This window comes from Fusobacteria bacterium ZRK30 (assembly GCA_024628785.1).
Classification (GTDB): domain Bacteria; phylum Fusobacteriota; class Fusobacteriia; order Fusobacteriales; family Fusobacteriaceae; genus Psychrilyobacter.
The window spans coordinates 482,900-497,476 of record CP102405.1; the positions used below are offsets into that span (position 1 = coordinate 482,900).

The 14,577-nt window shown below is 39.8% G+C and carries 4 protein-coding genes, 12 tRNA genes, 4 rRNA genes and 1 riboswitch; all 20 genes read left to right on the forward strand.

Annotated features, from left to right (window positions below):
• Position 1 precedes the first annotated feature (1 nt).
• Entirely contained in the window at positions 2 to 637 is a 636-nt protein-coding gene (locus NRK67_07260; protein ID UUV19271.1) for a KH domain-containing protein, read from the forward strand.
• Positions 638 to 641: 4 nt separating this feature from the next.
• Positions 642 to 2,009 carry a tRNA uridine-5-carboxymethylaminomethyl(34) synthesis GTPase MnmE gene (gene mnmE, locus NRK67_07265; protein UUV19272.1) on the forward strand — a complete coding sequence of 456 codons (1,368 nt, stop codon included), beginning with the start codon at positions 642 to 644 and terminating at the stop codon, positions 2,007 to 2,009.
• A gap of 124 nt (positions 2,010 to 2,133) precedes the next feature.
• Positions 2,134 to 3,984, forward strand: coding sequence for a tRNA uridine-5-carboxymethylaminomethyl(34) synthesis enzyme MnmG (gene mnmG, locus NRK67_07270; GenBank protein ID UUV19273.1), 1,851 nt, complete (start codon positions 2,134 to 2,136; stop codon positions 3,982 to 3,984).
• A 109-nt stretch (positions 3,985 to 4,093) separates the two neighbouring features.
• A riboswitch (Fluoride riboswitch) is annotated at positions 4,094 to 4,170 on the forward strand.
• 56 nt (positions 4,171 to 4,226) lie between these two features.
• Entirely contained in the window at positions 4,227 to 5,414 is a 1,188-nt protein-coding gene (locus NRK67_07275) for a cation:proton antiporter (GenBank protein ID UUV19274.1), read from the forward strand.
• A 400-nt stretch (positions 5,415 to 5,814) separates the two neighbouring features.
• Positions 5,815 to 7,332 (forward strand): 16S ribosomal RNA (locus NRK67_07280).
• A gap of 286 nt (positions 7,333 to 7,618) precedes the next feature.
• Positions 7,619 to 10,562, forward strand: a 23S ribosomal RNA gene (locus NRK67_07285).
• 83 nt (positions 10,563 to 10,645) lie between these two features.
• Positions 10,646 to 10,762, forward strand: a 5S ribosomal RNA gene (gene rrf, locus NRK67_07290).
• Together the 16S, 23S and 5S rRNA genes with 12 tRNA genes alongside form the textbook arrangement of a ribosomal RNA operon.
• Positions 10,763 to 10,772: 10 nt before the next feature.
• Positions 10,773 to 10,848: transfer RNA gene (locus tag NRK67_07295), tRNA-Asn, on the forward strand.
• A 5-nt stretch (positions 10,849 to 10,853) separates the two neighbouring features.
• Positions 10,854 to 10,930: transfer RNA gene (locus tag NRK67_07300), tRNA-Pro, on the forward strand.
• 25 nt (positions 10,931 to 10,955) lie between these two features.
• Positions 10,956 to 11,031, forward strand: a tRNA-Gly gene (locus NRK67_07305).
• Positions 11,032 to 11,046: 15 nt separating this feature from the next.
• Positions 11,047 to 11,123: transfer RNA gene (locus NRK67_07310), tRNA-Arg, on the forward strand.
• A gap of 14 nt (positions 11,124 to 11,137) precedes the next feature.
• Positions 11,138 to 11,213: transfer RNA gene (locus tag NRK67_07315), tRNA-His, on the forward strand.
• 13 nt (positions 11,214 to 11,226) lie between these two features.
• Positions 11,227 to 11,302, forward strand: a tRNA-Lys gene (locus NRK67_07320).
• A gap of 15 nt (positions 11,303 to 11,317) precedes the next feature.
• Positions 11,318 to 11,393, forward strand: a tRNA-Thr gene (locus NRK67_07325).
• Positions 11,394 to 11,411: 18 nt separating this feature from the next.
• Positions 11,412 to 11,486: transfer RNA gene (locus NRK67_07330), tRNA-Glu, on the forward strand.
• Positions 11,487 to 11,510: 24 nt separating this feature from the next.
• A tRNA-Ser gene (locus NRK67_07335) sits at positions 11,511 to 11,598 on the forward strand.
• 9 nt (positions 11,599 to 11,607) lie between these two features.
• A tRNA-Phe gene (locus NRK67_07340) sits at positions 11,608 to 11,683 on the forward strand.
• Positions 11,684 to 11,688: 5 nt separating this feature from the next.
• Positions 11,689 to 11,764: transfer RNA gene (locus tag NRK67_07345), tRNA-Val, on the forward strand.
• Between the two features lie 22 nt (positions 11,765 to 11,786).
• Positions 11,787 to 11,863: transfer RNA gene (locus tag NRK67_07350), tRNA-Asp, on the forward strand.
• Positions 11,864 to 12,824: 961 nt separating this feature from the next.
• A 16S ribosomal RNA gene (locus tag NRK67_07355) occupies positions 12,825 to 14,343 on the forward strand.
• Positions 14,344 to 14,577 lie beyond the last annotated feature (234 nt).

Here is a 14,577-nt window from a genome sequence, read left to right on the forward strand (position 1 = left end):
AATGAACTTAACTTATCAAATTAAAGCTAAATCAAAAGACGAAGCTATAATCAAAGCTGTAAAAGACCATAATATTGATAAGAATAAAATCGTAGAAGTTATTGAAATATCAAAAGCAACTTCATTTTTTGGTTTTTTTAAAAAAGATGGAGAATACGAGATTCAAATGGAAAAAACAGTTGAGATAGTAGAGACTAAAATAGAAGATATAGTAGTAGAAAGAGCCAATGAATTATTAAATAATATGGGACTAGTTTTAGATGTAGATATTCTAGAAGCTAGAGACCATTATGTTTTAATCAATCTATCTGGTGAAGACAATGGAATAATCATAGGAAAAAAAGGTAAAACTTTAAATAGTTTTGAATACCTTTTAAATTCTTTATGCAAAAGTGTAAAAGTAGAAGTGGATGTAGAAGGATTTAAAGCTAAAAGAGCAGAAACTCTTAGAGATTTAGCTAGAAAAATGGCTGAAAAAGCATTAAATACTGATAAAATAGTAAAGTTAAATCCAATGCCACCAAGAGAAAGAAAGATAATTCATGAGATAGTGAACAAATATAAGGAGCTTGATACTTTCAGTGAAGGAAGAGATCCTAAGAGATATATTGTAATTAAAAGAAAAAGAATGGGGTAAAACTATGTTTGATACAATAGCGGCAATATCTACTCCTAGAGGAGAAGGTGGAATAGGAATTGTCAGAATGTCTGGAGGAGACTCTATAAACATTCTTTCGAAAATATTTAGACCGATATCTAACAAAAAAGTAGAAGAATTAAAGAATTTTACTATTAATTATGGACATCTGTATTCAGGTGAAAAATTAGTAGATGAAGTAATGGTCAGTATAATGAAGGGTCCCAAAACTTATACTAAGGAAGATATAGTAGAGATAAACTGCCACGGTGGATATCTTATGACTGAAAAAGTATTGGAGTTAGTTTTGTCTAGTGGAGCTAGAATTGCTGAGCAGGGTGAATTTACAAGAAGAGCTTTTATGAATGGAAGATTAGATCTTACCCAGGCAGAAGCTATAATTGATTTAATCCATGGTAAAACAGAAAAAAGTTTGTCTCTTTCATTGGATCAATTAAGAGGAGATTTAAAAGACCAGATATTACATCTAAAGAAACTACTTCTAGATGTAGTTGCCCATATAAATGTGGTTTTAGATTATCCTGAAGAGGGAATCGACGATCCGTTACCAGAAGGTTTAGTAGATAATTTAAAGGAAGTTTTAGAAACTTCGGATAAATTATCAGCCTCTTATACCCAGGGAAAGATGATTAAAGAGGGAGTAAAAACAGCAATAGTTGGAAAACCTAATGTAGGAAAATCCAGTTTGTTAAACTCTTTATTAAAAGAAGAAAGAGCAATAGTAACTCATATTCCAGGAACAACAAGGGATGTAATAGAGGAAATTGTCAATATAAAGGGAATACCACTTATCCTGGCTGATACAGCAGGAATCAGAAATACAGATGATATTATCGAAAGTATTGGAGTGGAGAAATCTGAAAAGTTATTAAATGATTCAGATTTAATCTTGTTTGTTGTAGATGGCTCTAGAGAACTCAGTGAAGAGGATCTTAGAGTACACAACAGTATTCATGCAGAAAAAGTTGTAGGGATATTAAATAAGATAGATATGGAACAAAAAATAGACTTATCTAAATTAGATAAAGTAGGTAGATGGATTGAAATTTCAGCGAAAGAAAATATTGGTATAACTAATATGGAAGAAGAAATATATTCTTATATTGTATCAGGTAAGGTTGAAGATTCATCGCAAACTTTAGTTATAACTAATATCAGACACAGATCTGCTCTAGTTAAAACAAAAGAAGCTATAGAAAATATATTTGAAACAATAAATATGGGATTACCAATGGATCTAATAGCTGTAGATTTAAAAGAAGCTTTAGATGCGCTATCAGAAGTGACTGGAGAGATATCATCGGAAGATGTTTTAGATCATATATTTAGTAATTTTTGTGTAGGAAAATAAATTATAAAAAAAATATGAAATACTGCAGATATTTCTGCAGTATTTTTTTCTTTTAATACATAGTATTTATATTTTAAAGAAAAAAATGTATACGAACAAAAATAAAGTAAAAAAAGGAGAACTTATGAATTATGATGTAATCGTTGTAGGTGGAGGACATGCTGGATGTGAAGCTGCACTAGCTTCAGCAAGATCAGGATTAAAAACAGCTCTATTTACAATATATTTAGATACTATAGCTATGATGTCGTGCAATCCTTCTATAGGAGGACCAGGAAAAAGTCATATAGTTGCAGAAGTAGATATATTAGGTGGAGAGATTGGGAAACATACCGATAAATATAATTTACAGTTAAAACACTTAAATACCAGTAAGGGACCTGCAGCCAGGATTACTCGTGGACAAGCGGATAAATATTGGTATAGGGTAAAAATGAAAGAGATGATAGAAAATACTCCTAACTTAGATAGTATTCAAGGTACAGTAGAGGACATTATTATTGAGGATGGACAAATAAAAGGTGTTATCTCCGACCTGGGAATTGAATATGGAGCAAGTTCGGTAATATTAGCTACCGGAACTTTCTTAAAGGGACGAATAGTTATTGGAGATGTAAAGTATCCTGCAGGTAGGATAGGCGAGAAGTCTGCTGAAAAATTATCAGATGCATTGGTTAAAAGCGGAATAATACTGGATAGGTATCAAACTGCTACTCCTCCAAGGGTGGATATGAGAACTGTGGATTTCAGTAAGATGAAGGAGATGCATGGAGAAGATCATCCAAAATATTTTTCATTGTTTACTAAGAAGGAAAAAAATAATAATGCACCTACATGGCTGACATACACAACTCCTGAAACTGTAAAAGTAGCTCAAGACTTGTTGGAGTATTCACCAATAGTAAGTGGGATAATAGAAACTCATGGGCCGAGACACTGCCCGTCACTGGATAGAAAAGTTTTAAACTTTCCTGAGAAAACAAATCATCAAATTTTCTTGGAATTGGAATCAAAAGAAACAAATGAACTTTATGTAAATGGTTTGACAACAGCTATGCCCCCATTTGCTCAAGAAAAAATGATGAGAACTATAGCAGGATTAGAAAATGCTAAAATAATGAGGTATGGTTATGCAGTAGAATATGACTATGCACCATCTTATCAGTTGTATCCTAGTTTAGAGAGTAAAAAGATAAAAAATCTTTATTTTGCAGGACAGATAAATGGAACTTCTGGATATGAAGAAGCTGCAGCTCAAGGATTTTTAGCAGGGGTAAATGCCAGTAGAAAAGTATTAGGGAAAGAACCTGTTATAATAGATAGAACAGAGGGTTACCTAGGGGTATTAGTCGATGATATAATCCATAAAAAAACTCCAGAACCATATAGAGTATTACCGTCTAGAGCAGAATACAGATTAACTCTTAGATTTGACAATGCATTTATGAGACTAATAGATAAAGCTAAAGAGATAGGTATTGTTTCTGAGGATAAAATTAAGTTTTTAGAGGACGCCAGAGAGACGGTAAGATATGAAGTTGAAAGAATAAATCAAATAAGTATCTCCATGAAACAGGCAAATGAAGTTTTAGAAAGTGTAGATGCCAAGGACAGATTTGGTAAAGGGGTAAAATTATCTGAACTATTAAAACAAAAAGAAGTTACCTATGATTCTTTGGGATTAATTATAGATGTTAAAGAGTTGCCTACATTTGTTAAAAACCAGATTGAAACTATAGTTAAGTACAATGCATTTATTGAGAGAGAAAAAACACAAATAGAAAAGTTTAGAAAATTAGAGAGTATGAAAATACCAGAAGGATTTAAATTTGAAACCATAGCAGGATTATCTAATATAGCCAGAGATGGATTAGAACAGATAAAACCGTTGTCTATTGGAGAAGCTACAAGGATAAGTGGGGTAACAGGAAATGATATAGCAATACTTATTACAAATTTAGAGAATATGAAATAAAATTTTAGGTAAAATACAAAGTATTGTCTGTTAACAAATATGTATATAGACAAAAATAAAGTTGAACTATATATATTTATATTTACTTAAAAATATTTTGTATGATATAATTTATCCAGGAGATGAAGCTCTCCTTAGATTTGGATCTAAAACTACTTGCAAAAAGTTAATGGCTTCTACACCGATACAATTTTTGTATTGGTGTAGAAGTTTTTTTATTATATATATTTAGGAGGAAAATTATGTTAAATGTTTTGGTTTCGTTTTTAATTTTATTTGTAGGTGGAGTAATAGTTGGAAAATTAGTTGAAAAAATATATCTGCCCAAATTAATAGGTATGATTGCATTTGGTTGTTTAGCCAATGTATATCTAAAAATAATAGATCCTGCAGCTTTGGAATTGGGGGGAGTTTTAAAAAATCTAGCTTTGGTCGTAGTATTATTAATAGCAGGTTTAGGGATTAGAAAAAAACAAATAAAAAAAGTAGGAAGAGCAGCAGTACTTCTCAGTTTGATACCTGTGTCAGTAGAGGGGTTGGCAGTTATGTTTTTATCCATAAAATTTTTGGGGCTGCCAACGATACAAGCTGGAATATTGGGATTTATAATAGCGGCAGTGAGTCCGGCAGTATTAGTTCCTGCCATGGTAGACCTGATAAAGAGAGGTTTAGGAGAAAAAAAAGCTATACCTCAAATGCTTCTGACAGGAGCTTCTGCAGATGATAGTGTAGCCATTGCTATGTTTACATCCTTCATGGGGATGTATCTAGGTACCAGTGGTGGAATTTTAAAAAATTTAATAACTATACCAATTTCTACAGCAATAGGAATAGTTGTAGGAGTTATAGTCGCTGTAATAGCAGGGGAAATATCTAAAAAAATAAAATCTGAAATCTTCCAGACTATATTAGTAGGAGGAATGGCAGTTGGAATGAGGATAATTGAAACTACATATCATTTAAGATACTTTAATTCCCTTTTAGGAATAATGGTAATTGGTTATGTAATAACTAACTATTATGAATGGTTAGGAAATAATATAATGGATGGTTTGGGAAAAGCCTGGTCAGTAGGAGCGGTATTTTTATTTACATTAGTAGGAACAGCTATAGATCCTTCACTTGTTGGAAATATATTTTATATTGGTAGCGTGATAGTATTTATATCTCTTATAGTAAGGTCAATTGGTGTATTAATAGCTCTGATAGGTACAGATTTAAATATGAAAGAGAGATTGTTTTGTGTAATAGCTTACCTGCCTAAAGCAACGGTTCAATCAGCTAAAGCTGGTATACCTGTTCAAATGGGTGTGGTAGGAGGAGAGTTGATACAAGCCATGGCAATATTAAGTGTAATTATAACGGCACCGGTAGGTGCTATTGGAATAAGGTTGAGTGCAGATAAATTATTGGAAAAAAAAATTAATTAATAAAAAAATATGTTATCAACATTACATGTTGATAACATATAAGTTGTCTGGCTGTAAGTCAATAAAATAAACGATAGTTGATGTTTTGTTTTTTAAAAACAAAAAAAACAAAAAAAACAAAAAAAAATTCATAAAAAAACAAAAAAATCCTTGACGAAAACTTGTAAACGCGGTATACTTCTTCTTGTCCGCGAGGGAAAGCGAAAGCGACTTGAAGCGAGACAAACAACAGGACATTAGCAATTAAATAGAGAAAGAAAGTGTAAATTAAAAACTCAATTGTCGTTTGAAACTTTGTTTTCAAACAATCGATTAAGGTGTACAGTGGAATGAACCACTATAAAAATAATTATCTTTTAATAGATAGCTAAACTTCATTTATGAAGTTAGGATATAAATTTGAATGTAGAGTTTGATCCTGGCTCAGGATGAACGCTGACAGAATGCTTAACACATGCAAGTCGACTGGAATTCTTCTTCGGAAGATAGTACGGTGGCGGACGGGTGAGTAACGCGTAAAGAATTTGCCCTTCAGACTGGGACAACTAATCGAAAGGTTAGCTAATACCGGATATTATGAGATCTTGGCATCAAGAACTTATGAAAGCTATATGCGCTGGAGGAGAACTTTGCGTTCCATTAGGTAGTTGGTAGGGTAATGGCCTACCAAGCCGACGATGGATAGCCGGCCTGAGAGGGTGAACGGCCACAAGGGGACTGAGACACGGCCCTTACTCCTACGGGAGGCAGCAGTGGGGAATATTGGACAATGGACCAAAAGTCTGATCCAGCAATTCTGTGTGCACGATGAAGGTCTTCGGATTGTAAAGTGCTTTCAGGTGGGAAGAAGAAAGTGACGGTACCACCAGAAGAAGCGACGGCTAAATACGTGCCAGCAGCCGCGGTAATACGTATGTCGCAAGCGTTATCCGGAATTATTGGGCGTAAAGCGAGTCTAGGCGGCTTGTTAAGTCAGATGTGAAAATGCGGGGCTCAACTCCGTATTGCGTTTGAAACTGGCAGGCTAGAGTACTGGAGAGGTGGGCGGAACTACAAGTGTAGAGGTGAAATTCGTAGATATTTGTAGGAATGCCGATAGTGAAGACAGCTCATGGACAGATACTGACGCTAAAGCTCGAAAGCGTGGGGAGCGAACAGGATTAGATACCCTGGTAGTCCACGCCGTAAACGATGTTCACTGGGTGTAGGGGGTCGAACCTCTGTGCCGAAGCTAACGCGATAAGTGAACCGCCTGGGGAGTACGCACGCAAGTGTGAAACTCAAAGGAATTGACGGGGACCCGCACAAGCGGTGGAGCATGTGGTTTAATTCGACGCAACGCGAGGAACCTTACCAGCACTTGACATACAACGAACTCGTCAGAGATGACTTGGTGCCGCTTCGGTGGAACGTTGATACAGGTGGTGCATGGCTGTCGTCAGCTCGTGTCGTGAGATGTTGGGTTAAGTCCCGCAACGAGCGCAACCCCTATCGTATGTTACCATCATTAAGTTGGGGACTCATGCGAGACTGCCTGCGACGAGCAGGAGGAAGGTGGGGATGACGTCAAGTCATCATGCCCCTTATGTGCTGGGCTACACACGTGCTACAATGGTTGGTACAGAGAGCAGCAATACGGCGACGTGGAGCAAATCTCAGAAAGCCAATCTTAGTTCGGATCGCAGTCTGCAACTCGACTGCGTGAAGTTGGAATCGCTAGTAATCGCGAATCAGCAATGTCGCGGTGAATACGTTCTCGGGTCTTGTACACACCGCCCGTCACACCACGAGAGTTGGTTGCACCTAAAGTAGCAGGCCTAACCATTTATGGAGGGATGTTCCTAAGGTGTGATTAGCGATTGGGGTGAAGTCGTAACAAGGTATCCGTACCGGAAGGTGCGGATGGATCACCTCCTTTCTAAGGAGCACTTTATGAGACCATGCAAATGGTATTACATAAAGAATATTTATACTGCTCTTTCTCTATTTATTTGGTAATGTTCTCTTTTTTGAGAGAAAATACCAGTTGGACATTGAAAACTATATAGTAATGAAATAATAAATTAACAATTTTATTAGATCTTCAGTTACACGAGAGTGTAACAATAATTAACGAAGAGTTAGAAATAACTGAACGATAATTAGATTTCAAAAATTCTAAAAACAAATTAAGCAAAAAATATTAAAATTCTATTTTAATAATAGGTTAAGAAATTAAGGGCGCACGGAGAATGCCTTGGTAGTAAGAGCCGATGAAGGACGTGATAAGCTGCGATAAGCTAAGACAAGCTGCAATTGAGCGTAATAGTCTTAGATTTCCGAATGGGTAAACCTACTAGTTTGAAGAACTAGTGTGGAAACGGGAACCGGATGAACTGAAACATCTAAGTAATCCGAGGAAGAGAAAGTAAAAACGATTCCCTAAGTAGCGGCGAGCGAACGGGGAAGAGCCCAAACCGAACAAGTGTGATAGCATGCAGGCGTTGCTTGTTGGGGGTAGTGGGATACAGAGCGGCAGAACTGCAAGGTATGCGCTTGACTAACAAAGGTACTAGAATGAACTGGAAAGTTCAACCGTAGAAGGTGATAGTCCTGTATAGGGAACTTATGTTAGCAAGTCACTGTAATCCCAAGTAGCACGGGACACGAGAAACCCTGTGTGAATCAGCGAGGACCATATCTCGTAAGGCTAAATACTCTTACTAACCGATAGTGAATAGTACCGTGAGGGAAAGGTGAAAAGAACCCCGGGAGGGGAGTGAAATAGAACCTGAAACCGTGTGCTTACAAGCGGTCAGAGCAGAGCCTTCGGGCGTGTGATGGCGTGCCTTTTGGAGAATGATCCTGCGAGTTACGATCAATGGCGAGGTTAAGTATAACGGAGCCGAAGGGAAACCGAGTCTGAATAGGGCGAATTAGTCGTTGGTTGTAGACGCGAAACCTGGTGATCTATGCCTGTCCAAGATGAAGCTGTGGTAAGACACAGTGGAGGTCTGAACCCACCGTCGTTGAAAAGCCGGGGGATGAGGTAGGTATAGGGGTGAAAAGCCAATCGAACCAGGAGATAGCTCGTTCTCTCCGAAATGCATTTAGGTGCAGCCTTGATTGTTTAAATATGGGGGTAGAGCACTGAATGGTCTAGCGGGCATATTGCTTAGCGAAATCAATCAAACTCCGAATACCATATTTCAAGAGATCAGGAGTGAGACTATGGGTACTAAGATCCATGGTCAAAAGGGAAACAGCCCAGACCACCAACTAAGGTCCCAAATTATATCTAAGTGGGAAAGGAGGTGGAGATTCTGAAACAACCAGGATGTTGGCTTAGAAGCAGCCATACATTTAAAGAGTGCGTAATAGCTCACTGGTCGAGAGTCTCTGCGCCGACAATGTAACGGGGCTAAGATATAAACCGAAGTTGTGGAGTATACACTATGTGTAGACTGGTAGGAGAGCGTTCCGTAGGCCGTTGAAGGATAAGGGGTAACCCAATCTGGAGGTATCGGAAGTGAGAATGCAGGAATGAGTAGCGAGAAAGAGGGTGAGAATCCCTCTCGCCGGAAAACCAAGGTTTCCAGAGTAAAGCTTGTCTTCTCTGGGTAAGCCGGGACCTAAGCCGAGGCTAGATTGCGTAGGCGAATGGAAAGCAGTTTAATATTACTGCGCCACTGTAATTTGTTTGAGAGATGGAGGGACGCAGAAGGGTATGTGCGCAGACTGTTGGATATGTCTGTGTAAGCATGTAGGATGGAACCGCAGGAAAATCCACGGTTTTAGATCTGAGGTGTGATGCGGAGTGTTTGTAATGAACACGAAGGTACAAATCCCACGCTGCCGAGAAAAGCTTCTATTGAGAATTATAGTGCCCGTACCGTAAACCGACACAGGTGGTTAGGATGAGAAATCTAAGGCGTACAGGCTAACTCTCGCTAAGGAACTCTGCAAAATGGCCCCGTAACTTCGGGAGAAGGGGTGCCATTAAAGGTGATAAATACACGCGATTTTGAGCTTTTGATGGCCGCAGTGAAGAGATTCGAGCAACTGTTTAGCAAAAACACAGGTCTATGCTAAGCTGAAAGGCGATGTATATGGGCTGACACCTGCCCAGTGCCGGAAGGTTAAGAGGAGGGTTTAGCGACTCAAATTGAAGCCCCGGTGAACGGCGGCCGTAACTATAACGGTCCTAAGGTAGCGAAATTCCTTGTCGGGTAAGTTCCGACCTGCACGAATGGTGTAATGACTCGAATGCTGTCTTGGCGGGAGGCCTGGTGAAATTGTACTACCGGTGAAGATACCGGTTACCTACAGTAGGACGGAAAGACCCCGTGGAGCTTTACTATAGCTTGGTATTGGGTTGAGATGTTATGTGTATAGGATAGTTGGGAGACTGTGATTATATGGCGCTAGCTGTATATGAGTCGCTGGTGGAATACCAACCATATAACATTTTGATTCTAATCTGTGATGTGTAATCATGGAGACAGTGCTAGGTGGGTAGTTTGACTGGGGCGGTCGCCTCCGAAAGAGTAACGGAGGCGTTCAAAGGTTCCCTCAGGTTGGATGGAAATCAACCGAAGAGTGCAATGGCATAAGGGAGCTTGACTGTGAGATAGACACATCGAGCAGGTGCGAAAGCAGGACATAGTGATCCGGTGGTTCCGAATGGAAGGGCCATCGCTCAACGGATAAAAGCTACCCCGGGGATAACAGGCTGATTTTGCCCGAGAGTCCATATCGACGGCAAAGTTTGGCACCTCGATGTCGGCTCATCGCATCCTGGGGCTGGAGAAGGTCCCAAGGGTTGGGCTGTTCGCCCATTAAAGCGGTACGTGAGCTGGGTTCAGAACGTCGTGAGACAGTTCGGTCCCTATCCACTGTAGGCGTAAGAATATTGATGAGATCTGTCCTTAGTACGAGAGGACCGGGATGGACAAACCTCTAATGTACCAGTTGTCATGCCAATGGCATAGCTGGGTAGTCACGTTTGGAATGGATAACCGCTGAAAGCATCTAAGCGGGAAGCCAACTCAGAGATAAGTATTCTATCATTGATAAGTCACCTTCGAGACTAGGAGGTTGATAGGTTGGGGGTGTAAGGGCTGTGAAGTCTTTAGCTGACCAATACTAATATGACGAACACTTTACCTAAAGTAAATGATTTTTAGAAAGTTAATTTATGAAACATTATTATATAGTTTTGAATGTTTAACAATATTCAATAAGAAAGTAAGCTTGGTAAGAAAAGCTACGGGGGTACACCTGGTCACATTCCGAACCCAGAAGTTAAGTCCGTAAACGCCGAAAGTACTTAGGGGGCAGCCCCTTGGGAGGATAGGAACTTGCCAAGTCTTTCAAAATGCTTCTTTAGCTCAGTTGGTAGAGCGCTCGACTGTTAATCGAGTTGTCACAGGTTCAAGTCCTGTAAGAAGCGCCATTTAACGGAGCATAGCGCAGCCCGGTAGCGCACCTGCCTTGGGAGCAGGGGGTCATAGGTTCGAATCCTATTGTTCCGACCATTTTTAATAGAATATAGCAAGATACGCGGGAATAGCTCAGTTGGTAGAGCGTCAGCCTTCCAAGCTGAATGTCGCCAGTTCGAACCTGGTTTCCCGCTCCAAAAATTCTTTTAAAAGAGCCTGTAGCTCAGCTGGATAGAGCAACGCCCTTCTAAGGCGTGGGTCAGGGGTTCGAATCCCTTCAGGCTCACCATTTAAACAAATATGGTGGTTGTAGTTCAGTTGGTAGAGCGCCAGTTTGTGGTACTGGTTGTCGCGGGTTCAAGTCCCGTCAGCCACCCCAATAAAAAAAATATGCGCCACTAGCTCAGCTGGTAGAGCACTCGACTTTTAATCGAGTTGTCACAGGTTCAAACCCTGTGTGGCGCACCATAAAAAACAAAGTATGCCGCTTTAGCTCATCTGGTAGAGCAACTGACTTGTAATCAGTAGGTGATTGGTTCGACTCCGATAAGCGGCACCACAAATAATTTTTAAGTATGCTCCGTTCGTCTATCGGTTAGGATTCTTGGTTTTCACTCAAGCGGGAGGGGTTCAACTCCCCTACGGAGTACCATATTTAAAAATATTATATGTATACGGTGGGATGTCCGAACTGGCTAAGGAGCCGGTCTTGAAAACCGGTGAACCCGCAAGGGGTCTGGGTTCGAGTCCCAGTCCCATCGCCATACATATATGCCTTGATAGCTCAGTCGGTAGAGCAGAGGACTGAAAATCCTCGTGTCCGTGGTTCGATTCCGCGTCAAGGCACCACTTATGCTCGCATAGCTCAGTTGGGAGAGCACCTGCCTTACAAGCAGGGGGTCACTGGTTCAAGTCCAGTTGTGAGCACCATTTAAATTTAATAGTATTATATGGGGGTGTAGCTCAGTTGGTTAGAGTGCCTGCCTGTCACGCAGGATGTCGCGAGTTCGAGTCTCGTCACTCCCGCCATATAAAAACTTTAAAAGTCTCTTTTGAGACTTTTTTTTATACAAAATTATATATAGGTAGCTTTAAAATCAAGACTTAATTTATGTCTACATATAATAATAAAATTGAAAGAAAAATCTTGAACTCTAATAAATTAATTTAGTGTGTGAAATAGATATAACCAAAAAGGGTGGCTATAAGTAATTTTTTTGCTTGAGTTATCCTTTTTTGCTTTAAAATTTAATAAGAAACTTATCTATAAAAATGATTTTATTTTAAAGATTTAAGTTTTACTTTTTATGTTTTTTGATCGATAAGTATAAATTACAATGTCAAAGGCAAACCGAAGTAAAAATAGTGGGGAGACACTAACTAACAATTGTTATTATAGAAGCACTACATGACTATAAACTTCAAAACAGGAGGTTGGTAATGATTTCTGTAGCGAAGGGCGATATTTGTTGCTGTTTGCGAGGTAGGTTCTATATATACTTTTTTGCTGACATTTCTTAATAATTAGTTTACTTGGAAGAGAAATAGAGTATTTAAAAACAGTAAAATAACGAAAACGTTATCCTATTTTAAAGGAGATCTTTATTTTTTTGAATTATTTCATTTGTAATAACAAATGTGTTTTATCGGTTGTAAGGTAATAAAAATAGGTATTAATAGAGGCCATTCTGCTTTTAAATTCTATTTTGGGAAATGTTTTGAAAAAACACAATAAAAAAACAAAAAAATCCTTGACGAAAAGCTGTAAACGCGGTATACTTCTTCTTGTGCATCAGAGAAATATCTTTGAAGCCAACAAAAGGACATTAGCAATTAAATAGAGAAAGAAAGTGTAAATTAAAAACTCAATTGTCGTTTGAAACTTTGTTTTCAAACAATCGATTAAGGTGTACAGTGGAATGAACCACTATAAAAATAATTATCTTTTAATAGATAGCTAAACTTCATTTATGAAGTTAGGATATAAATTTGAATGTAGAGTTTGATCCTGGCTCAGGATGAACGCTGACAGAATGCTTAACACATGCAAGTCGACTGGAATTCTTCTTCGGAAGATAGTACGGTGGCGGACGGGTGAGTAACGCGTAAAGAATTTGCCCTTCAGACTGGGACAACTAATCGAAAGGTTAGCTAATACCGGATATTATGAGATCTTGGCATCAAGAACTTATGAAAGCTATATGCGCTGGAGGAGAACTTTGCGTTCCATTAGGTAGTTGGTAGGGTAATGGCCTACCAAGCCGACGATGGATAGCCGGCCTGAGAGGGTGAACGGCCACAAGGGGACTGAGACACGGCCCTTACTCCTACGGGAGGCAGCAGTGGGGAATATTGGACAATGGACCAAAAGTCTGATCCAGCAATTCTGTGTGCACGATGAAGGTCTTCGGATTGTAAAGTGCTTTCAGGTGGGAAGAAGAAAGTGACGGTACCACCAGAAGAAGCGACGGCTAAATACGTGCCAGCAGCCGCGGTAATACGTATGTCGCAAGCGTTATCCGGAATTATTGGGCGTAAAGCGAGTCTAGGCGGCTTGTTAAGTCAGATGTGAAAATGCGGGGCTCAACTCCGTATTGCGTTTGAAACTGGCAGGCTAGAGTACTGGAGAGGTGGGCGGAACTACAAGTGTAGAGGTGAAATTCGTAGATATTTGTAGGAATGCCGATAGTGAAGACAGCTCACTGGACAGATACTGACGCTAAAGCTCGAAAGCGTGGGGAGCGAACAGGATTAGATACCCTGGTAGTCCACGCCGTAAACGATGTTCACTGGGTGTAGGGGGTCGAACCTCTGTGCCGAAGCTAACGCGATAAGTGAACCGCCTGGGGAGTACGCACGCAAGTGTGAAACTCAAAGGAATTGACGGGGACCCGCACAAGCGGTGGAGCATGTGGTTTAATTCGACGCAACGCGAGGAACCTTACCAGCACTTGACATACAACGAACTCGTCAGAGATGACTTGGTGCCGCTTCGGTGGAACGTTGATACAGGTGGTGCATGGCTGTCGTCAGCTCGTGTCGTGAGATGTTGGGTTAAGTCCCGCAACGAGCGCAACCCCTATCGTATGTTACCATCATTAAGTTGGGGACTCATGCGAGACTGCCTGCGACGAGCAGGAGGAAGGTGGGGATGACGTCAAGTCATCATGCCCCTTATGTGCTGGGCTACACACGTGCTACAATGGTTGGTACAGAGAGCAGCAATACGGCGACGTGGAGCAAATCTCAGAAAGCCAATCTTAGTTCGGATCGCAGTCTGCAACTCGACTGCGTGAAGTTGGAATCGCTAGTAATCGCGAATCAGCAATGTCGCGGTGAATACGTTCTCGGGTCTTGTACACACCGCCCGTCACACCACGAGAGTTGGTTGCACCTAAAGTAGCAGGCCTAACCATTTATGGAGGGATGTTCCTAAGGTGTGATTAGCGATTGGGGTGAAGTCGTAACAAGGTATCCGTACCGGAAGGTGCGGATGGATCACCTCCTTTCTAAGGAGCACTTTATGAGACCATGCAAATGGTATTACATAAAGAATATTTATACTGCTCTTTCTCTATTTATTTGGTAATGTTCTCTTTTTTGAGAGAAAATACCAGTTGGACATTGAAAACTATATAGTAATGAAATAATAAATTAACAATTTTATTAGATCTTCAGTTACACGAGAGTGTAACAATAATTAACGAAGAGTTAGAAATAACTGAACGATAATTAGATTTCAA